General features: G+C 55.0%; 20 protein-coding genes. 15 read left to right on the forward strand and 5 right to left on the reverse strand.

Going from position 1 to position 20,020, the window contains the following annotated elements; all coding sequences use genetic code 11:
- Window positions 1-120 precede the first annotated feature (120 nt).
- Entirely contained in the window at window positions 121-927 is an 807-nt protein-coding gene (locus tag B3B59_RS17745) for a dienelactone hydrolase family protein (protein WP_207292590.1), read from the reverse strand.
- Window positions 928-1,176: 249 nt separating this feature from the next.
- Between B3B59_RS17745 and udp the strand changes: the two genes are divergently transcribed.
- From udp to tatD, 9 genes are all read left to right on the forward strand, one after another.
- Entirely contained in the window at window positions 1,177-1,938 is a 762-nt protein-coding gene (udp, locus tag B3B59_RS17750) for a uridine phosphorylase (protein ID WP_040078135.1), read from the forward strand.
- Between the two features lie 138 nt (window positions 1,939-2,076).
- Window positions 2,077-3,534, forward strand: coding sequence for a DNA recombination protein RmuC (gene rmuC / locus B3B59_RS17755; protein ID WP_046886544.1), 1,458 nt, complete (start codon window positions 2,077-2,079; stop codon window positions 3,532-3,534).
- Window positions 3,535-3,600: 66 nt separating this feature from the next.
- Window positions 3,601-4,356, forward strand: coding sequence for a bifunctional demethylmenaquinone methyltransferase/2-methoxy-6-polyprenyl-1,4-benzoquinol methylase UbiE (gene ubiE, locus B3B59_RS17760; protein ID WP_032615102.1), 756 nt, complete (start codon window positions 3,601-3,603; stop codon window positions 4,354-4,356).
- A gap of 13 nt (window positions 4,357-4,369) precedes the next feature.
- Entirely contained in the window at window positions 4,370-4,975 is a 606-nt protein-coding gene (gene ubiJ, locus B3B59_RS17765) for a ubiquinone biosynthesis protein UbiJ (RefSeq protein ID WP_286809643.1), read from the forward strand.
- Window positions 4,972-6,612, forward strand: a complete 1,641-nt coding sequence (gene ubiB, locus B3B59_RS17770) for a ubiquinone biosynthesis regulatory protein kinase UbiB (protein ID WP_286809644.1) — start codon at window positions 4,972-4,974, stop codon at window positions 6,610-6,612. Before ubiJ ends, ubiB begins: the two co-directional genes overlap by 4 nt.
- A 65-nt stretch (window positions 6,613-6,677) precedes the next feature.
- The gene (gene tatA / locus B3B59_RS17775) at window positions 6,678-6,932 is read left to right on the forward strand and encodes a Sec-independent protein translocase subunit TatA (protein WP_046886547.1); all 255 of its coding nucleotides are present in this window, start codon (window positions 6,678-6,680) and stop codon (window positions 6,930-6,932) included.
- Window positions 6,933-6,935: 3 nt separating this feature from the next.
- Window positions 6,936-7,466 carry a Sec-independent protein translocase protein TatB gene (gene tatB / locus B3B59_RS17780; protein ID WP_046886548.1) on the forward strand — a complete coding sequence of 177 codons (531 nt, stop codon included), beginning with the start codon at window positions 6,936-6,938 and terminating at the stop codon, window positions 7,464-7,466.
- Window positions 7,467-7,468: 2 nt separating this feature from the next.
- Window positions 7,469-8,236, forward strand: coding sequence for a Sec-independent protein translocase subunit TatC (tatC, locus tag B3B59_RS17785; RefSeq protein ID WP_046886549.1), 768 nt, complete (start codon window positions 7,469-7,471; stop codon window positions 8,234-8,236).
- 41 nt (window positions 8,237-8,277) lie between these two features.
- Window positions 8,278-9,060: a 3'-5' ssDNA/RNA exonuclease TatD gene (tatD, locus tag B3B59_RS17790; RefSeq protein WP_286809646.1), complete on the forward strand. Its 783-nt coding sequence runs from the start codon at window positions 8,278-8,280 to the stop codon at window positions 9,058-9,060.
- Here the strand turns inward: tatD and rfaH are convergent.
- A complete protein-coding gene (gene rfaH, locus B3B59_RS17795) occupies window positions 9,057-9,545 on the reverse strand; it encodes a transcription/translation regulatory transformer protein RfaH (protein WP_046886551.1) in 489 nt (162 codons plus the stop codon). The two genes, tatD and rfaH, sit on opposite strands and share 4 nt — an antisense overlap.
- A 173-nt stretch (window positions 9,546-9,718) precedes the next feature.
- On the opposite strand from rfaH, the gene ubiD reads away from it, so the two are divergent.
- Entirely contained in the window at window positions 9,719-11,221 is a 1,503-nt protein-coding gene (ubiD, locus tag B3B59_RS17800) for a 4-hydroxy-3-polyprenylbenzoate decarboxylase (protein WP_154298922.1), read from the forward strand.
- A gap of 30 nt (window positions 11,222-11,251) precedes the next feature.
- Window positions 11,252-11,953, forward strand: a complete 702-nt coding sequence (gene fre, locus B3B59_RS17805; protein WP_286809647.1) for an NAD(P)H-flavin reductase — start codon at window positions 11,252-11,254, stop codon at window positions 11,951-11,953.
- Between the two features lie 182 nt (window positions 11,954-12,135).
- Here the strand turns inward: fre and fadA are convergent, their stop codons facing one another.
- Both fadA and fadB read right to left on the reverse strand, forming a co-directional pair.
- Window positions 12,136-13,299 (reverse strand): acetyl-CoA C-acyltransferase FadA, encoded by a 1,164-nt coding sequence (gene fadA, locus B3B59_RS17810; RefSeq protein WP_040078148.1) that lies wholly within the window; start codon window positions 13,297-13,299, stop codon window positions 12,136-12,138.
- A 9-nt stretch (window positions 13,300-13,308) separates the two neighbouring features.
- Window positions 13,309-15,498, reverse strand: a complete 2,190-nt coding sequence (gene fadB / locus B3B59_RS17815; protein WP_046886553.1) for a fatty acid oxidation complex subunit alpha FadB — start codon at window positions 15,496-15,498, stop codon at window positions 13,309-13,311.
- Window positions 15,499-15,687: 189 nt separating this feature from the next.
- Between fadB and pepQ the strand changes: the two genes are divergently transcribed.
- The 4 genes from pepQ to hemG are packed head-to-tail and all read left to right on the forward strand — an operon-like array spanning window position 15,688 to window position 19,671.
- Complete coding sequence (pepQ, locus tag B3B59_RS17820) at window positions 15,688-17,019, forward strand: Xaa-Pro dipeptidase (protein ID WP_286809649.1); 1,332 nt, start codon at window positions 15,688-15,690, stop codon at window positions 17,017-17,019.
- Window positions 17,019-17,633 carry an IMPACT family protein gene (locus tag B3B59_RS17825; protein ID WP_233804584.1) on the forward strand — a complete coding sequence of 205 codons (615 nt, stop codon included), beginning with the start codon at window positions 17,019-17,021 and terminating at the stop codon, window positions 17,631-17,633. The genes pepQ and B3B59_RS17825 overlap by 1 nt, the downstream gene beginning before the upstream one ends.
- A 40-nt stretch (window positions 17,634-17,673) precedes the next feature.
- Window positions 17,674-19,125 carry a Trk system potassium transporter TrkH gene (trkH, locus tag B3B59_RS17830; protein ID WP_046886556.1) on the forward strand — a complete coding sequence of 484 codons (1,452 nt, stop codon included), beginning with the start codon at window positions 17,674-17,676 and terminating at the stop codon, window positions 19,123-19,125.
- A gap of 12 nt (window positions 19,126-19,137) precedes the next feature.
- Complete coding sequence (gene hemG, locus B3B59_RS17835) at window positions 19,138-19,671, forward strand: menaquinone-dependent protoporphyrinogen IX dehydrogenase (RefSeq protein ID WP_040078153.1); 534 nt, start codon at window positions 19,138-19,140, stop codon at window positions 19,669-19,671.
- Between the two features lie 82 nt (window positions 19,672-19,753).
- Here hemG and B3B59_RS17840 read toward each other — a convergent pair.
- Window positions 19,754-20,020: hypothetical protein (locus tag B3B59_RS17840; RefSeq protein ID WP_286809648.1), on the reverse strand; the 267-nt coding region annotated here is incomplete at its 5' end.

Consider the following 20,020-nt stretch of genomic DNA (forward strand, 5'->3'; position numbering starts at 1 on the left):
GGAGATGGGCTTCAGGTCTTGCCTACGGATCGTAGTTACACGCCTGTGCTGTTTATATCGTCCAGATTGTGTTTAAAAGTCAAACACCCGGCAGAACGGAGGGTGCGAATTGTGAGCCGCTTAACTTTTTTTCGCCCCGTACTGGCGGAACCAGCCCAGCATTCTCTGCCAGCCATCTTTGGCTGACTCTTCATGATAGCTCGGGCGGTAATCGGCATTAAACGCATGGCCCGCCTCAGGATATACCACGATCTCCGCCTTCGCGTTGGCCGCGCGCAGCGCCTGGCGCATGGTCTCGACGGTATCCTGGGGAATGCCCGTATCTTCCGCGCCATACAGCCCCAGCACGGGGGCATTGAGATCGGTGGCGATATCAACCGGATGTTTGGGTGAGTTAAGGGTCTTTTCACCGACCAGCTTGCCGTACCATGCCACCGCCGCCTTCAGCTGCGGGTTATGGGCTGCATAGAGCCAGCTAATGCGACCGCCCCAGCAGAAACCGGTCATCAGCAGGCGATGCGGATCGCCGCCGTTGCGGGCTGCCCAGTTTGCCACGTGATCGAGGTCGGCCAGGACCTGCGCATCCGGCACTTTTGTCACCAGGTTGCTGAACAGGGTAGGGATGTCGCTGTACTCATTGGGATCGCCCTGACGGAAATAGAGCTCAGGGGCCACGGCCAGGTAGCCCTCCAGCGCCAGACGGCGGCAGATATCGCGGATATGTTCATGCACGCCAAAGATTTCCTGTACCACAATCACGATCGGCAGGGCGCCTTCGGCATCTTTTGGGCGGGCATGATAGGCAGGCATATTCTCGCCCTGCGTCGGAATAGATGTCTCACCGGCGGTAATCGCCTGTTCCGGGGTGGAGACAACCGTTGCGGCCTGCGGGCCAGCGGCAGGGGCAAAAGCAGATTTTTCAGTCATGGCATTCTCCGTACCAATTGGTGCATATAAATATAGACTGCAGGTCATTATTCCACAGTGCCCGAAAGCGGCTATCTTTTGTGCTGCAAGGGCTGATATAACTTGTAAATGTGATGTTGATCACTATTTTATGGAAATTGCATGCAATCATTTTCATTCAAGGTGAGGTGCGTCACGTAAATCGTCCTTCTGCTTCTGTAGAGTACCTTTTTACTTCTGCTGACAATCCGACCCACAGAGGAGTCACTTATGTCCAAGTCTGATGTTTTTCATCTCGGCCTCACCAAAAACGATTTACAAGGGGCTACGCTTGCTATCGTCCCTGGCGATCCGGAGCGTGTGGAAAAGATCGCCGCGCTGATGGATAAGCCGGTTAAGCTGGCATCGCATCGCGAATTCACCACCTGGCGTGCAGAGCTGGACGGCAAAGCGGTTATTGTCTGCTCTACCGGTATCGGCGGCCCTTCTACGTCAATTGCTGTTGAAGAGCTGGCGCAGCTGGGGATTCGTACCTTCCTGCGTATTGGCACCACCGGCGCTATTCAGCCGCATATCAACGTGGGTGACGTCCTGGTGACCACCGCATCCGTGCGTCTGGACGGAGCAAGTCTGCACTTTGCCCCGATGGAATTCCCGGCAGTGGCTGATTTCGAGTGCACCACTGCGCTGGTTGAAGCGGCGAAATCTGTGGGCGCAACCACGCACGTGGGCGTGACCGCCTCTTCCGATACCTTCTACCCAGGCCAGGAGCGTTACGATACCTTCTCCGGTCGTGTGGTGAACCGCTTCAAAGGGTCGATGGAAGAGTGGCAGTCCATGGGCGTAATGAACTACGAAATGGAGTCGGCAACGCTGCTGACCATGTGCGCAAGCCAGGGTCTGCGTGCCGGTATGGTGGCGGGCGTTATCGTAAACCGCACCCAGCAAGAGATCCCGAACGCCGAAACCATGAAACAGACCGAGAGCCATGCGGTGAAAATCGTGGTTGAAGCAGCGCGTCGCCTGATCTAACGCCGTTTCCCTTCGACAAAGGCCGACTTGTTCGGCCTTTTTCTTTACGTAATCCCTCGCAGAAAAGCCTTTCCAGGGTGGACGTTTATACAGCACAATTCTATTTTGTGCCGGTAATACCTTGATGCAGGGGGCGATGTGGATATCTCAGTCATTTTTTATGCCGTAGTGGCACTGGTGAGCGTAGCGATAGGCTGGCTGCTTGCCAGTTATCAACATGCCCAACAAAAAGCCGACCAGTTGGCGGAACGTGAAGAGATCGTTGCTGAATTAAGCGCAGTGAAACAGCAGGTTGCCCAAAGCGCACACTGGCGTGATGAGTGTGAGTTGCTTAATAACGAACTGCGTAATTTACGCGACATTAACACCTCGCTGGAGGCCGATCTCCGCGAAGTGACCACCCGCCTGGAATCGACCCAACTGCATGCAGAAGACAAAATCCGCCAGATGATGAACAGCGAGCAGCGCCTTAGCGAGCAGTTCGAAAACCTGGCCAACCGCATCTTCGAACAGAGCAATCGCCGTGCCGATGAGCAAAACCGTCAGAGTCTGAACGGCCTGCTTGCCCCCCTGCGTGAACAGCTGGATGGCTTTCGCCGCCAGGTGCAAGAGAGCTTTGGCCAGGAGTCTCGCGAGCGGCACACGCTGGCGCATGAAATTCGTAATCTTCAGCAGCTCAATGCCCAGATGGCTCAGGAGGCCGTAAACCTGACCCGGGCGCTGAAAGGCGATAATAAAACCCAGGGTAACTGGGGCGAAGTGGTGTTAACTCGCGTGCTGGAGGCATCGGGCCTGCGAGAGGGGCACGAGTATGAAACCCAGGTCAGTATCGAAACCGACACCCGCGCGCGTATGCAGCCCGACGTTATCGTGCGTTTGCCGCAGGGCAAAGACGTGGTTATTGATGCGAAAATGACGCTGGTGGCCTATGAGCGCTACTTCAACGCCGAAGATGAGTACACTCGCGAGTCGGCGCTCCAGGAGCATATCGCCTCGGTGCGAAACCATATTCGCCTGCTGGGTCGCAAAGATTACCAGCAGTTGCCTGGCCTGCGGTCGCTGGATTACGTCCTGATGTTTATCCCCGTCGAGCCGGCCTTCTTGCTGGCGCTCGACAGGCAGCCGGAACTGATCACCGAAGCATTAAAAAATAACATCATGCTGGTGAGCCCCACCACGCTGCTGGTGGCGCTGCGCACCATCGCCAATTTGTGGCGTTATGAACACCAAAGCCGCAATGCTCAGCAGATCGCCGATCGCGCCAGCAAGCTGTACGACAAGATGCGCCTGTTCGTGGATGATATGTCCTCTGTCGGGCAGAGTCTGGATCGCGCCCAGGATAACTATCGTCAGGCCATGAAAAAACTTACCTCCGGGCGGGGTAACCTCCTTGCGCAGGCAGAGTCATTCCGTAGCCTTGGCGTAGAGGTAAAGCGCGAGATAAATCCGGATTTAGCAGAATATGCAACATCGCAGGACGAAGAGTATCGCCTGCGTGAGGCGAGCGACGCGCAAGTTTCAGCCAATAAAGACAATGAATTAACTGACCCTCACGTCACACAACACCCCCTGGAACGTTATTCTCAGGGTGGTTGAATCATAGGGCAAATGCGCCCAATCTGTTACACTTCTCGAACATTTGACTGATTAGCAGGCCCTGAGATGGTTGAAGATTCACAAGATACGACGCACTTTGGCTTTCAGACTGTAGCCAAAGCGCAAAAAGCTGACATGGTAGCCCATGTATTTCATTCCGTAGCGGCAAAGTACGATGTGATGAATGACCTGATGTCATTTGGTATTCATCGTCTGTGGAAGCGCTTCACTATTGATTGTAGCGGTGTGCGTCGCGGTCAGACCGTGCTGGATTTGGCTGGGGGCACTGGCGATCTGACGGCAAAGTTCTCGCGTCTTGTAGGCGAAACAGGCCGCGTGGTGCTGGCAGATATCAACGACTCGATGTTGAAAATGGGCCGCGAAAAGCTGCGCAACATCGGCGTGGTGGGCAACGTTGAATATGTTCAGGCCAACGCCGAAGCACTCCCGTTCCCTGACAATACCTTTGACTGTATTACCATCTCGTTTGGTCTGCGTAACGTGACCGACAAAGAGAAAGCGCTGCGCTCAATGTATCGGGTGCTGAAGCCGGGCGGCCGTCTGTTGGTGCTTGAGTTCTCTAAACCTATTATCGAACCTCTGAGTAAAGCGTACGACGCCTACTCCTTCCACATCCTGCCGCGCATTGGCGAGATGGTGGCGAACGATGCCGACAGCTATCGCTACCTGGCAGAGTCCATTCGTATGCACCCTAATCAGGATACCCTGAAGGCGATGATGCAGGACGCAGGTTTTGACAATGTTGATTACTTCAACATGACGGCGGGCGTGGTTGCTCTGCACCGCGGCTATAAGTTCTGAGTGGAGGTGGCCTATGCCTTTTAAACCCTTGATCTCCGCTGGCGTTGAAAATGTGCTTAATACGTTTCTCTATCGCTCACCTGCGCTGAAGACTGCGCGTCAGCGCCTGAACGGTAAAGTGTTGCGTGTAGTCGTAAAAGAGTTCTCAACGCCGTTGGTACTGGTCTTCAGCGAACGTCAGCTTGATGTGCTGGGGGAATGGGAAGGCGAGGCCGACTGCTCTGTCATTACCCATATGCGCGTACTGCCTAAATTGCGCGATCGTCAACAGCTTACGGCACTCATCCGTAGCGGTGAGTTGGAAGTTGAAGGCGATCTCCAGGTAGTACAAAACTTTGTCTCTTTAGCCGATCTGGCTGAGTTCGATCCGACAGAGTTGCTGGCACCTTATACCGGCGATATCGCCGCAGAGGGGATCAGCAACGTTTTGCGCGGCGGACTCTCTTTTCTGAGCAAAGGTGTAAAACGCCAGCAGCGTTATGTTGCCGACGTTCTCACCGAAGAGTGGCGTATGGCCCCTGGCCCGCTTGAAATGGCGTGGTTCGCTGAAGAGACGGCTGCGGTGGATCGCACGATAGATGCACTGGCTAAACGGATTGAAAAACTGGAGGGCAAATGACGCCTGGTGAAATGCGGCGCCTCTACTTTATCATCCGCACCTTTTTGAGTTATGGGCTGGATGAGTTAATCCCTCGTATCCGACTTACACTGCCGCTGCGCTTTGGACGTCGTTTCCTCTTCTGGATGCCAAATCGGCATAAAGATCGCCAGCTTGGCGAACGTCTGCGCCTGGCATTACAGGAGCTTGGCCCGGTGTGGATCAAGTTCGGTCAGATGCTGTCAACCCGCCGCGACCTTTTCCCGCCGCAGATTGCCGATCAGTTAGCGTTGCTGCAGGACAAAGTAGCGCCCTTTGACGGCAAGCTGGCAAAGCAGCAGATTGAAAAAGCGATGGGCGACATGCCGGTTGAAAGCTGGTTCGACGACTTCGATATCCAGCCGCTGGCCTCGGCTTCCATTGCCCAGGTTCATACTGCGCGTCTCAAGTCGAACGGCAAAGAAGTGGTCATTAAGGTTATCCGCCCGGATATCCTGCCGGTGATCAAAGCGGACATGAAGCTGATTTACCGCCTGGCCCGCTGGGTGCCGCGACTGCTGCCCGATGGCCGCCGTTTGCGACCGCTGGAAGTGGTACGCGAGTATGAAAAAACGCTGATCGATGAACTGAATCTGCTGCGCGAGTCCGCGAACGCCATTCAGCTGCGCCGCAATTTTGAAAATAGCCCGATGCTATACGTGCCGGAAGTCTATTCAGACTATTGTAGCCAGAACATGATGGTGATGGAGCGTATCTACGGTATTCCGGTATCGGATGTTGCTACCCTGGAAGCGCAGGGCACCAATATGAAACTGCTGGCTGAACGTGGCGTGCAGGTCTTCTTTACCCAGGTGTTCCGTGACAGCTTCTTCCACGCCGATATGCACCCGGGCAATATTTTCGTCAGCTACGAACACCCGGAAGATCCTCAATACATCGGTATCGACTGCGGCATCGTCGGCTCACTGAACAAAGAAGACAAACGATACCTGGCAGAGAACTTTATCGCCTTCTTCAATCGCGATTATCGCAAAGTGGCCGAACTGCACGTCGATTCCGGCTGGGTTCCACCGGATACCAACGTTGAAGAGTTTGAATTCGCTATCCGAACCGTCTGCGAGCCTATCTTCGAGAAGCCGCTAGCAGATATTTCGTTCGGGCATGTCTTACTGAATCTGTTTAACACCGCGCGACGCTTCAACATGGAAGTGCAGCCGCAGTTAGTTTTACTGCAAAAAACATTACTTTACGTTGAGGGCGTAGGTCGCCAGCTCTATCCTCAGTTAGACTTGTGGAAGACGGCAAAACCGTTCCTTGAATCCTGGATTAAAGATCAGGTTGGTTTGCCTGCGCTGACGCGGTCGTTAAAAGAGAAAGCCCCGTTCTGGATCGAAAAAATGCCCGAAATTCCGGAACTGGTGTACGACACTTTGCGTCAGAGCAAGAACTTGCAACACAGCGTGGATAAAATCGCCCGCGAGCTTCAAACAAATCACGTTCGCCAGGGCCAGTCGCGCTATCTGTTCGGTATCGGTGCAACGCTGCTTTTAAGCGGCACGCTACTGCTGATCAATCGCCCTGACTGGGAGATGGCACCCGCCTGGCTGATGGCCGCAGGACTGGTGGTCTGGCTGGCAGGTTGGCGCAAAACCCGCTGATTTGCTGAGCGGCATCACGTATACTGCGCGAGTAATCGTTAATGAATTTCAACTGAGGAAGATGTATGGGTGGTATCAGTATCTGGCAATTGTTGATTATTGCCGTCATCGTTGTGCTGCTGTTTGGTACGAAAAAACTCGGTTCTATCGGTTCCGATCTGGGTGCATCGATTAAAGGCTTTAAAAAAGCCATCAGTGATGACGAAGACAAGCAGGATAAAAACAGCCAGGACGCTGAATTCCCTGCTAAAACCCTCGCTGAAAAGCAGGCCGATGCTAAAAAGGAAGAGATTAAACGCCACGATAATGAGCAGGTGTAATTCGTGTTCGATATTGGTTTTGGTGAACTGATATTGGTCTTCGTGATTGGCCTCATTGTGCTGGGGCCACAGCGTTTACCGGTGGCAGTGAAAACTGTGGCTGGCTGGGTGCGCGCCCTGCGCTCGCTGGCAACCACGGTACAGAACGAACTGGCGCAAGAGCTAAAGCTGCAGGAGTTTCAGGACAGCCTGAAAAAGGTTGAGAAGGCGAGCATGCAGAACCTGACGCCGGAACTGAAAGCCTCAATGGATGAACTGCGTGAAGCGGCAGAGTCCATGAAACGCTCTTATAGCGTCAACGATCCGGAAAAAGCGAGCGACGAAGCCAACACCATTCATAACCCGGTGGTGAAAGATAACGAAGCGCAGCATGAAGGCGTCACGCCTGCCAGCGCGGAGCATCAGGCCAGCGCGCCCGTGCAGACGCCGGTTGAGCCGGCCAGCAAAAAAGCTGAGCAGACGGCGGCTTCTACCTCCCGGGCTGCAGATGTTGTCGCTGAACCCTCCACCCCCTCGTCGAGTGATAAACCTTAAACATGGCCGTAGATGAAACTCAACCGCTGATTACGCACCTGATCGAACTGCGTAAACGCCTGCTGAACTGCATCATCGCGGTTTGCCTTATTTTCTTAGGACTGGTCTATTTCGCCAACGACATCTATCAGGTGGTCTCCTCGCCGCTGATTAAGCAGATGCCGCTGGGGGCGACGATGATTGCCACTGACGTGGCCTCGCCTTTCTTTACGCCGATTAAACTCACTTTCTGGGTGTCGCTGATTGCCTCGGCGCCAGTGATTTTGTACCAGGTCTGGGCCTTCGTGGCGCCCGCGCTTTATAAGCACGAACGCCGCCTGGTGATCCCGCTGCTGGTCTCCAGCTCGCTGCTGTTTTATATCGGCATGGCCTTCGCGTACTTTGTGGTCTTCCCGCTGGCGTTTGGGTTCTTAACGCATACCGCGCCGGAAGGGGTTCAGGTCTCGACCGACATCGCCAGCTATCTCAGTTTTGTGATGGCGCTCTTTATGGCGTTCGGCGTGGCCTTTGAGGTGCCGGTGGCTATCGTGCTGCTTTGCTGGATGGGGGTCACAACGCCGGACGACCTGCGTAAGAAGCGCCCGTACATTCTGGTAGGCGCATTTGTGGTGGGCATGCTGCTGACCCCGCCGGACGTGTTCTCGCAGACGCTGCTGGCGATACCAATGTATTGCCTGTTTGAGGTCGGCGTCTTCTTCTCTCGCTTCTACGTTGGCAAAGGCCGACAGCGAATGGAAGACGAGGAAAACGCAAAAACCACCGAAGAGTAAAACCAACCGCCCGCCAGGGCGGTTGTCATATGGGAGCGAGTATGTTCGATATCGGTCTGAATCTGACCAGTTCACAATTTGCGAAAGATCGTGACGAGGTGGTGGCGCGCGCCTTTTCCGCCGGGGTAAGTGGCCTACTTCTGACGGGCACTAATCTGCTCGAAAGTGAGCAGGCACAACAGCTGGCGATCCGCTACCCGCACTGCTGGTCAACCGCCGGTGTGCATCCGCACGACAGCAGCAGCTGGACGCCGCAAAGCGTTGAAACTCTGCGTACCCTGGCGCGTACGGAGCAGGTAGTCGCGATCGGCGAATGTGGTCTCGATTTTAACCGTAATTTCTCTACCCCTGCCGAACAAGAGCATGCGTTTACGGCACAGCTGGCGCTGGCGGCGGAGCTGGGCATGCCGGTCTTTATGCACTGCCGTGATGCGCATGCGCGTTTCCTCGAATTGCTGACCCCCTGGCTGGATAAACTCCCGGGTGCGGTGCTGCACTGTTTTACCGGTTCGCGTCAGGAAGCCGCTGAGTGTCTGGACAGAGGGCTCTACCTGGGTATTACGGGCTGGGTATGCGATGAGCGGCGTGGTCTTGCGCTACGGGAGTTATTGCCGATGATCCCGGCGGAGCGTTTGCTGGTCGAGACGGATGCCCCCTACCTGCTGCCGCGCGACATAACGCCTAAGCCGGCCTCACGGCGTAATGAACCGGCATGGCTGGGGCATATTGTTGAGCGGATCGCGCACTGGCGAGGCGAGGATGCCGCCTGGCTGGCGGCGCAAACGGATGAAAACGTTCGCCGTCTGTTTAACCTGCGGTTTTAAACTTTACGGAATGCGGTGTTTTTCACGCTCTGTAATACTTGTTTATTCAGCAAGTTGAGCAGCAACATCGAACGCGCTTCGCCGTCAGGCTCTGAGAAGATGGCAACCAGCCCTTCGAAGGCACCTTCAGTGATCACCACGCTATCGCCCGAATAAGGGGTCTCAGGGTCAGTGATGCCTTCTGGCTTATACACCGAGAGCTGATGAATCACGGAAGCGGGGACCACCGCGGGGCGCGCACCAAAACGCACAAAGTGGCTCACGCCACGCGTGGCGTTAATGGTGGTGGTGTGAATCACTTCCGGATCAAACTCAACAAACAGATAGTTAGGAAACAGCGGTTCGCTCACCATTGTGCGTTTGCCGCGCTGCATCTTTTCAAGCGTGATCACAGGCGTCAGGCAGTTGACTGACTGACGTTCAAGATGTTCCTGCGCGCGCTGAAGCTGGCCGCGCTTGCAATACAGTAAATACCAGGCCTGCATAATCACTCTTTCCCTTAATTCCGGGCGCAAGCATATCAAAACCCTGGCGGGATCGCTAAGTTGATTATAATGGTCGGGTTGGCTGCTGAAGGTGAAACTTCACGCTAATTTAACAAAAATACAGCATCACGCGGTCTTACGCCGTATAATGAAGCGCTTACCGAGAGGCCAAGATTAACTGCATGAAATACAACGATCTACGCGACTTCCTGGCGCTGCTGGAAAAGCAGGGCGAACTCAAACGTATTACGCTTCCTGTTGATCCGTATCTGGAAATGACAGAAATTGCCGACCGCACCCTGCGTGCTGGTGGCCCGGCGCTATTGTTCGAAAACCCGAAAGGCTATGATATGCCGGTGCTGTGTAACCTTTTTGGTACGCCAAAGCGCGTGGCGATGGGCATGGGGCAAGAGGATGTCAGCGCGTTGCGTGAAGTGGGTAAATTGCTGGCCTTCTTAAAAGAGCCAGAGCCGCCGAAAGGTTTTCGCGACCTTTTCGACAAGCTGCCGCAGTTTAAGCAAGTATTAAACATGCCAACCAAACGGCTGCGTGGCGCCCCCTGCCAGCAGAAAGTCCTCGAAGGCGATGCGGTTGACCTGACGCGTATTCCTATCATGCAGTGCTGGCCAGAAGATGCCGCTCCGCTGATCACCTGGGGTCTGACGGTTTCTCGCGGCCCGCATAAAGAACGCCAGAATCTGGGGATTTATCGCCAGCAGTTAATCGGTAAAAATAAACTCATTATGCGCTGGCTGTCGCATCGCGGCGGCGCGCTGGATTTCCAGGAGTGGTGCGAGGCCCATCCGGGTGAACGATTCCCGGTCTCGGTGGCGCTGGGTGCAGATCCAGCTACCATTCTCGGTGCGGTGACGCCGGTTCCTGATACGTTATCTGAATATGCGTTTGCGGGCCTGTTGCGCGGCACCAAAACCGAAGTGGTAAAGTGTATTTCCAACGATCTCGAAGTCCCCGCCAGCGCTGAAATTGTGCTGGAAGGTTACATCGAGCCGGGGGAGATGGCCCCGGAAGGGCCCTACGGCGACCATACGGGTTATTACAACGAAATCGATCATTTCCCGGTATTTACCGTTACGCACATTACCCAGCGTGAAGATGCGATTTATCACTCGACCTATACCGGCCGCCCACCGGATGAACCGGCGGTACTGGGAGTGGCATTAAACGAAGTCTTTGTGCCGATCCTGCAAAAGCAGTTCCCGGAAATTGTCGATTTTTATCTACCGCCTGAAGGCTGCTCGTATCGCCTGGCCGTAGTAACCATTAAGAAGCAGTATGCGGGTCACGCTAAACGGGTGATGATGGGCGTATGGTCTTTCCTGCGCCAGTTTATGTACACCAAGTTTGTGATCGTCTGCGATGATGACGTCAACGCCCGCGACTGGAATGACGTGATCTGGGCCATTACGACCCGTATGGATCCGGCGCGCGATACCGTGTTAGTGGAAAACACGCCAATTGATTACCTGGACTTTGCCTCGCCGGTTTCCGGCCTTGGCTCAAAAATGGGACTGGATGCCACAAATAAATGGCCCGGCGAAACCCAGCGTGAATGGGGTCGACCGATTAAAAAGGATCCTGAGGTGACTGCGCGAATCGACGCGATCTGGGATGAACTGGCCATAATGAATAACGGTTCCCACGAATCCGACCGTTAAGCCCTATAGACTTCCCGACAGAGAGAGCGAATGACAATCTTAAGCTGTAAAGTGAACTCGGTAGACGCGATAACCGACACTGTATATCGCGTCCGTTTAGTACCAGAAGCGCCTTTCTCGTTCCGCGCTGGCCAGTATTTGATGGTCGTGATGGATGAGCGGGATAAGCGCCCCTTCTCAATGGCCTCGACGCCAACTGAGCAGGAGTTTATCGAGCTGCACATCGGCGCGTCTGAGCTCAATCTGTATGCGATGGCCGTCATGGATCGCATTCTGAAAGAGAGCGAGATTGAGATTGATATTCCTCACGGTGAAGCCTGGCTGCGTGATGACGAAGAGCGTCCGCTGATTCTGATTGCCGGCGGCACCGGTTTCTCTTACGTGCGCTCTATTCTGCTGACGGCGTTAGCGCGTAACCCTGACCGCGACATCACCATCTACTGGGGCGGCCGCGAAGAAAAACATCTGTACGATCTCTCCGAACTGGAAGCGTTAAGCGTTAATCACCCAGGCCTTCGCGTTGAGCCCGTAGTCGAGCAGCCGGAAGAGGGCTGGCGGGGTCGTAACGGCACCGTACTGACCGCCGTGCTGCAGGATTACACCACGCTTGCGGAGCATGATATCTATATTGCTGGCCGTTTCGAGATGGCGAAGATTGCCCGTGACCTGTTCTGTAATGAGCGCGGTGCGCGTGAAGATCGCCTGTTCGGCGATGCCTTTGCGTTTATCTAAATAAAAAAACCCGCCCCTGACAGGCGGGAAAACGGCAACTAAACCTTGCTCCCTCATCATTCACGCTGCCTTTTTGTTGGCTATCTTCGCTTACCCCGGTCATAGCGTTAACGAGATGACCGGGGATTCGCTCCGTTGCCGCCGTGATGCAGCGCGAATGAACCAGGGGAGTTATCTTCTGTTTACACCCTCTCAAACACCGTTGCGATCCCCTGACCTAAGCCGATACACATGGTAGCCAAACCAAACTGTGCATCTTTGCGTTCCATCAGGTTCAACAGCGTGGTGCTGATACGGGCGCCGGAACAACCCAGCGGGTGACCGAGCGCGATCGCGCCGCCATTGAGGTTGATCTTCTCGTCAATCTGCTCCATCAGCCCCAGATCTTTAATGCACGGCAGGATCTGGGCGGCGAAGGCTTCGTTCATCTCAAACAGGTCAATATCGCTGGCAGACAACCCGGCTTTTTTCAACGCCAGTTTTGAGGCCGGTACCGGGCCGTAACCCATAATTGACGGGTCGCAACCTACCACCGCCATTGAGCGGATACGCGCGCGGGGTTTCAGGCCCAGTTCGCGGGCGCGGCTTTCGCTCATCACCAGCATGGCGGCGGCGCCGTCAGAGAGGGCAGAGGAGGTGCCAGCCGTCACGGTACCTGTCACCGGGTCAAACGCCGGACGCAGCGTGGAAAGTGCCTCAACGGTGGTTTCGGGGCGGATCACTTCATCGTGGAAAAACTGTTTCAGCACGCCGTCGGCATCGTGACCGCCTGTCGGAACAATCTCGTTCTTGAATGCGCCGGATTGCGTCGCAGCCCAGGCGCGGGCGTGGGAGCGTGCGGCGAAGGTATCCTGCATTTCCCGACTAATGCCATGAAGGCGCGCCAGCATTTCGGCCGTCAGGCCCATCATGCCCGCCGCTTTTGCCACGTTACGACTCATGCCGGGGTGGAAATCAACGCCGTGGCTCATCGGCACGTGGCCCATGTGTTCCACGCCGCCAATCATGCACGCCTGGGCATCGCCGGTCATAATCATGCGTGCCGCGTCATGCAGGGCCTGCATTGACGAGCCACACAGGCGGTTTACGGTTACCGCCGGTACGGAGTGGGGAATTTCGGCCAGCAGGGCGGCGTTACGCGCAATATTAAAACCCTGCTCCAGCGTCTGCTGCACACAGCCCCAGTAAATATCGTCGAGGGAGGCGGCTTCCAGCGCCGGGTTGCGTGCCAGCAGGCTACGCATCAGATGCGCGGAGAGATCTTCCGCGCGCACGTTACGAAATGCACCGCCTTTCGAACGGCCCATCGGGGTACGGACTGCATCGACAATGACAACCTGTTCCATTGTGACTCCTTAAGCCGTTTTCAGTTCGCCAACCGGACGGGCAGGCTCAACCGGGGGATAGTAGGGTTCGTTATGGCGTGCTTTGGTGCGTAGACCTTCCGGCACCTCATACAGCGCACCGAGGTGCTGATACTGCTGCGCCATATCGAGATATTTCGCGCTACCAATGGTATCCAGCCAGCGGAATGCCCCGCCGTGGAAGGGAGGGAAGCCCAGGCCATAGACCAGCGCCATATCTGCCTCTGCCGGGCTGGCGATGATGCCCTCTTCGAGGCAGCGCACCACTTCGTTGACCATCGGGATCATCATTCGCGCGATAATCTCTTCGTCGCTAAAATCACGCTTCGGCTGGCTAACATCAGCCAGCAGGCTATCTACAGCGGCATCTTCTTCTTTCTTCGGTTTGCCCTTGCTGTCTTCTTTATAGCGCCAGAAGCCCAGACCGTTTTTCTGACCAAAGCGATTGGCATCAAACAGCGCATCAATCGCGTCGCGGTAATCTTTCTGCATACGTTGCGGGAAGCCCGCTGCCATCACGGCCTGCGCATGATGTGCGGTATCGATGCCCACCACGTCTAGCAGGTAAGCCGGGCCCATAGGCCAGCCAAACTGTTTTTCCATGACTTTATCGACCTTGCGGAAATCCGCACCGTCGCGCAGCAGCTGACTAAAACCGGCAAAGTAAGGGAACAGAACGCGGTTAACAAAGAAGCCAGGGCAGTCATTCACTACGATCGGGGTTTTGCCCATTTTGCTGGCCCAGGCCACCACTTTGGCGATGGTCTCGTCAGAGGTCTTCTCCCCGCGAATTACTTCGACCAGCGGCATACGGTGCACTGGGTTAAAGAAGTGCATCCCACAGAAATTCTCCGGGCGCTTCAGCACGCTGGCCAGTTCACTAATGGGGATCGTCGAGGTATTGGAGGCCAGCACGGTATCCGGGCGAACTTTCTCTTCGGTTTCGGCCAGCACCGCTTTTTTGACTTTCGGGTTTTCGACGACCGCTTCAACGACCACGTCTACACGGTCGAAGCCGCTATATTCCAGCGTGGGATGGATGGTTGAAATTACGCCGGAGAGTTTTAGCCCGTCGATTTTGCCGCGCTCGAGCTGTTTATTCAGCAACTTGGCGGCTTCGGTCATCCCCAGCGTCAGGGATTTATCATTAATGTCTTTCATTACTACCGGCACGCCTTTCCAGGCGGACTGATAAGCGATGCCACCGCCCATAATGCCTGCGCCGAGTACCGCCGCCTGTTTTGGCGTCTCAACGTGTTTGGTCAGCTGTTTAGCCTTGCCTTTAACGAACTGATCGTTGAGGAAAATCCCGACCAGCGCACGGGCTTCATGGGTATGCGCCAGCGGCACAAAGCTCTGGTTTTCCAACTTCAGGGCCTCTTCACGGCCCAGGCGTGCAGCGGACTCGATGGTTTTCACGGCGGTAATAGGAGCCGGGTAGTGCTTGCCCGCCGTCTGCATCACCATCCCTTTGGCGATAGTGAAGCTCATGGTGGCTTCGATTTTGCTGAGTTTTAACGGCTCCAGTTTCGGCTGGCGTTTGGCTCGCCAGTCAAGGTCGCCCTTGATGGCCTGACGCAGGATGCTAATCGCCCCCTCGCGCAATTTTTCAGGTTTTACCACGCCGTCAACCAGGCCAATTTTCTGCGCCTGATCGGCACTGACGTCTTTACCGGCGGCGATAATTTCCAGGGCGCTATCGGCACCCAGCAGACGCGGTAAACGTACCGAACCGCCAAAGCCCGGCATGATCCCCAGCTTGGTTTCCGGCAGGCCAATGCGCAGGTCGGGTGTCGCCAGGCGATAATCGGTTGCCAGCACGCATTCGCAGCCGCCGCCCAGTGCATAGCCATTGATGGCCGAAATCGTGGGGACAGGCAGATCTTCCAGACGGTTAAAGACGCTGTTGGCAAAATGCAGCCACTGACTCAGCTGCTCTTGCGGCACCTGAAACAGGGAGAGAAATTCGGTGATATCTGCGCCGACAATAAACGCGGCCTTTTCAGAACGCAGCAGCAGACCTTTTAAATCGGTTTGTTTTTCCAGCACGTCCAGCGCGCGGCCCAGACTGGCTACCGTTGCGGTATCGAGCTTATTCACTGAGCCGGGGGCGTCGAACACCAGTTCGGCAATGCCATCATCCAGCCAGTCTACGTACAGGGTATCGCCTTTGTAGAGCATGTCGGTCTCCTGAATCCACCAAGGGGATCTGGTCATACCAGATGAAGCGGAGTGTGGGATTTGTGTTAATAAAATGCAAATTAGTCATTAAATAATTGTAGGTTCGATCACGCTCAGCGGAGATCACTCCGCCATCCAGAGGTGTGCTAAGATGCGAGAACATGGGTCAAAAAAACGAAAGGATGAATGATGGATTCACTGGCCACGCTGTATAAAAATCATATCGAAACCCTACAGGAACGTACCCGCGACGTACTGGCTCGTTTTAAGCTGGATGCACTGCTCATCCACTCTGGCGAGCTGATCAATGTCTTTCTCGACGACCACGCTTACCCGTTCAAGGTTAACCCGCCGTTTAAAGCCTGGGTGCCGGTAACTCAGGTTCCAAATTGCTGGCTATTGGTCGATGGCGTCAACAAACCGAAACTGTGGTTCTACCTGCCGGTTGATTACTGGCACAACGTAGAGCCGCTGCCCACCTCCTTCTGGACTGAAGAGGTCGAGGTGATCGCGCTGCCGAAAGCGGACGGCATTGGCAGCCAGTTACCTGCAGGACGTGGCAATATTGCTTATATCGGCCCGGTGGCTGAACGCGCGCTGGGACTGGATATCGCAGCAGACAAGATCAACCCGAAAGGGGTGCTGGATTACCTGCATTATTACCGCTCATATAAAACTGACTATGAGCTGGCCTGCATGCGTGAAGCGCAGAAAACAGCGGTTAATGGCCATCGCGCGGCGCACGAAGCCTTCCTTTCCGGTATGAGCGAGTTTGATATCAACCTGGCTTACCTTACGGCTACTGGCCACCGTGATATCGATGTGCCTTACAGCAACATCGTGGCGCTTAACGAACATGCCTCTGTGCTGCACTACACCAAACTGGATCACCGCGCGCCGTCTGAAATCCGCAGCTTCCTGCTGGATGCCGGAGCAGAATATAACGGTTACGCCGCAGACCTCACCCGTACGTGGGCCGCGAACGGTGATACCGACTTTGCGCAGCTGATTAAAGACGTTAACGATGAGCAACTGGCGTTGATCGGCACGATGAAAGCGGGCGTTAATTACGTGGACATTCACATCCAGTTCCATCAACGCATTGCGAAGTTGCTGCGTAAACATCAGATTGTGAATGACATCAGCGAAGAGGCGATGGTTGAAAACGACCTCACCGGGCCATTTATGCCGCACGGCATCGGCCACCCGCTGGGTCTGCAGGTCCATGATGTTGCTGGCTTTATGCAGGATGACAACGGTACCCATCTGGCTGCGCCATCGAAATATCCTTACCTGCGCTGCACCCGAATTATGCAGCCGCGCATGGTGCTAACCATCGAGCCGGGTATCTACTTTATTGATTCGCTGCTGGCGCCATGGCGTGAAGGGCAGTTCAGCAAGCATTTCAACTGGCAGAAAATCGAAGCGCTGAAGCCGTTTGGCGGTATTCGTATCGAAGATAACGTGGTGATCCACGAAAACGGTACCGAAAACATGACGCGAGATCTGAAGCTGGCGTGATGGAGAGCTGGCTGATACCGGCGTCGCCGGTCACCTTCGTAGAAGAGATCAAAAAAAGCCGTTTCATTACGCTGTTGGCCCATACCAATGGCGTAGAGGCGGCAAAAGCCTTTGTTGAGTCGGTCAGAGCTGAGCATCCCGACGCGCGTCACCACTGTGTGGCATGGGTTGCGGGGCCGCCAGACGACTCGCAGCAGTTGGGGTTCTCTGATGATGGTGAACCGGCAGGGACAGCCGGCAAACCGATGCTCTCGCAGTTGATGGGCAGCGGCATCGGCGAAATCACCGCCGTCGTGGTGCGTTACTACGGCGGCGTGCTTTTAGGTACCGGTGGTCTGGTTAAAGCCTACGGGGGTGGCGTGCAGCAAGCGCTGAATCAACTCGCAACGACCCGCAAAACGCCGCTGACCGAATATACTTTATTGTGTGATTACGCCCAGCTATCCGGCATCGAATCGCTGCTGAAGCTCTCTCAGGGCATGATAGTGCAGAGTGAATACCAGGCGACAGTACAGTTGCGTGTAGCGCTTCCTCAGGCGGAACTGGCGACATTTTCAGCAAAGCTGGCTGATTTTAGTCGTGGTTCGTTGCAATTACTGCCGATTGAAGAATAATCCCCACCTTACTTATTGAATACCTAAGGAAGCGGCAGAAATGCATTTTCGCGCCATAACCCGAATCGTTGGATTGCTGGTCATACTCTTTTCCGGAACGATGATCCTGCCCGGACTGGTGGCGCTTATCTACCGGGATGGTGCAGGCCGCGCCTTTACCCAGACCTTTTTTGCCGCGCTGGTGATTGGCTCCGTTCTCTGGTGGCCGAACCGTCGTGAAAAAGGTGAACTGAAATCCCGTGAAGGGTTCCTGATAGTGGTGCTGTTCTGGACCGTGCTGGGTAGCGTAGGTGCGCTGCCCTTTATCTTTTCTGAACAGCCGAACCTCACCATTACCGATGCGTTCTTTGAATCTTTCTCCGGGTTGACCACCACCGGTGCCACCACGCTGGTAGGGCTGGACTCTTTACCCCATGCAATCCTCTTCTATCGCCAGATGCTGCAATGGTTCGGCGGGATGGGGATCATCGTGTTAGCGGTAGCAATACTGCCTATCCTGGGCGTGGGGGGGATGCAGCTTTACCGGGCGGAGATGCCCGGTCCGCTGAAAGATAATAAGATGCGCCCGCGTATTGCCGAAACGGCAAAAACCTTGTGGCTTATCTACGTTTTACTGACTGTAGCCTGCGCGCTGGCCTTGTGGTTTGCCGGCATGCCCGCGTTTGATGCCATTGGCCACAGCTTTGCGACTATCGCCATTGGTGGCTTCTCTACACATGACGCCAGCGTCGGCTATTTCGATAGCCCGACTATCAACACGATTATCGCTATCTTCCTGCTGATCTCCGGCTGTAACTATGGCCTGCACTTCTCTTTACTGAGCGGACGCAGTCTGAAGGTCTACTGGCGTGACCCGGAATTTCGCATGTTTATTGGCGTGCAACTGACGCTGGTGGCGATCTGCACCTCGGTATTGTGGCTGCACAACGTTTATAACTCGGCGCTAACGACGCTTAACCAGGCATTCTTCCAGGTGGTGTCGATGGCGACCACGGCCGGGTTCACCACCGACAGCATTGCACGCTGGCCGCTATTCTTGCCGGTGCTGCTGCTCTGTTCTGCCTTTATCGGTGGCTGCGCCGGATCAACGGGGGGCGGCCTGAAAGTGATCCGCATTCTTTTGCTGTTCAAGCAGGGGAACCGTGAACTGAAGCGCCTGGTCCACCCGAACGCGGTTTACAGCATCAAGCTCGGTAACCGCGCGCTGCCAGAGCGTATCCTCGAAGCGGTGTGGGGCTTCTTCTCTGCCTATGCGCTGGTCTTTATTGTCAGCATGCTGGCCATTATCGCCACCGGCGTGGATGACTTCTCGGCGTTTGCCTCCGTGGTGGCAACGCTGAACAACCTGGGACCGGGACTCGGCGTCGTGGCAGATAACTTTGCCAGCATGAATCCGGTGGCGAAGTGGATCCTGATTGCCAACATGTTGTTTGGTCGTCTTGAAGTCTTTACGCTGTTGGTGCTGTTTACCCCAACCTTCTGGCGCGAGTAAGGGAGCCATTTTTTGAAAACGTTAATTCTTTTCTCTACCCGTGATGGTCAGACGCGCGAGATTGCGCATTATCTGGCTTCAGAATTACAAGAGCAGGGCGTAGATGCTGACGTGGTGAATCTCAACCGAACCCAGGAGATTACCTGGCAGGCATATGACCGCGTGGTTATCGGAGCGTCTATCCGCTACGGGCACTTCCACCCGGCACTCGATCGCTTTGTGAAAAAGCACGCGGCGACGTTAAGCAGTATGCCTGGTGCGTTCTATTCCGTGAATCTTGTGGCCCGCAAGCCTGAGAAGCGTACGCCACAAACGAATAGCTATACACGTAAGTTCCTGCTGAACTCTCCCTGGCAGCCGCAGCTGTGTGCTGTCTTTGCCGGGGCCTTGCGTTACCCGCGCTATCGCTGGTACGACCGTTTTATGATTCGTCTTATTATGAAGATGACCGGCGGTGAAACGGATACGCGTAAAGAGGTGGTGTATACCGACTGGCAGCAAGTGACCGGTTTTGCCCGAGAAATTGCCCAATTAAACGGCAATTAGTGGTTAAAATAAGCGTTAAGAATGAAAAGTGAGCGAACGAAAAGTTTTTTGTATTTTCTGCTTGTCACCGCCGAAGAACTCCCTATAATGCGCCACCACTGACACGGAACAACGGCAAGCAAGCCGCCGGGTCAGAAGGGTTCTCCCGCTGAGGCGGTTGAAGAATCCCGGATAAAAGCAAAAATAATTGCTTGACTCTGAAGCGGGAAAGCGTAATATGCACACCCCGCGCCGCAGCGAAAAACGAAGCGGCACTGCTCTTTAACAATTTATCAGACAATCTGTGTGGGCACTCAAAGTGACATGGATTCTTAACGTCCTCGGACGAAAAATGAATACCAAGTCTCTG

The organism is Leclercia sp. UBA2479 (assembly GCF_002341985.1).
Classification (GTDB): Bacteria; Pseudomonadota; Gammaproteobacteria; order Enterobacterales; family Enterobacteriaceae; genus Enterobacter; species Enterobacter pneumoniae.

Bases quoted from the DNA above. Each gene is read 5' to 3' on its own strand.
- pepQ (WP_286809649.1), top strand. From the start codon at position 15,688: ATGGATTCACTGGCCACGCTGTATAAAAATCATATCGAAACCCTACAG.
- udp (WP_040078135.1), top strand. From the start codon at position 1,177: ATGTCCAAGTCTGATGTTTTTCATCTCGGCCTCACCAAAAACGATTTA.
- fadB (WP_046886553.1), bottom strand. From the start codon at position 15,498: ATGCTCTACAAAGGCGATACCCTGTACGTAGACTGGCTGGATGATGGC.
- ubiB (WP_286809644.1), top strand. From the start codon at position 4,972: ATGACGCCTGGTGAAATGCGGCGCCTCTACTTTATCATCCGCACCTTT.
- trkH (WP_046886556.1), top strand. From the start codon at position 17,674: ATGCATTTTCGCGCCATAACCCGAATCGTTGGATTGCTGGTCATACTC.
- B3B59_RS17745 (WP_207292590.1), bottom strand. From the start codon at position 927: ATGACTGAAAAATCTGCTTTTGCCCCTGCCGCTGGCCCGCAGGCCGCA.
- tatC (WP_046886549.1), top strand. From the start codon at position 7,469: ATGGCCGTAGATGAAACTCAACCGCTGATTACGCACCTGATCGAACTG.
- tatA (WP_046886547.1), top strand. From the start codon at position 6,678: ATGGGTGGTATCAGTATCTGGCAATTGTTGATTATTGCCGTCATCGTT.
- tatD (WP_286809646.1), top strand. From the start codon at position 8,278: ATGTTCGATATCGGTCTGAATCTGACCAGTTCACAATTTGCGAAAGAT.
- fadA (WP_040078148.1), bottom strand. From the start codon at position 13,299: ATGGAACAGGTTGTCATTGTCGATGCAGTCCGTACCCCGATGGGCCGT.
- fre (WP_286809647.1), top strand. From the start codon at position 11,252: ATGACAATCTTAAGCTGTAAAGTGAACTCGGTAGACGCGATAACCGAC.
- ubiJ (WP_286809643.1), top strand. From the start codon at position 4,370: ATGCCTTTTAAACCCTTGATCTCCGCTGGCGTTGAAAATGTGCTTAAT.
- rfaH (WP_046886551.1), bottom strand. From the start codon at position 9,545: ATGCAGGCCTGGTATTTACTGTATTGCAAGCGCGGCCAGCTTCAGCGC.
- ubiE (WP_032615102.1), top strand. From the start codon at position 3,601: ATGGTTGAAGATTCACAAGATACGACGCACTTTGGCTTTCAGACTGTA.
- B3B59_RS17825 (WP_233804584.1), top strand. From the start codon at position 17,019: ATGGAGAGCTGGCTGATACCGGCGTCGCCGGTCACCTTCGTAGAAGAG.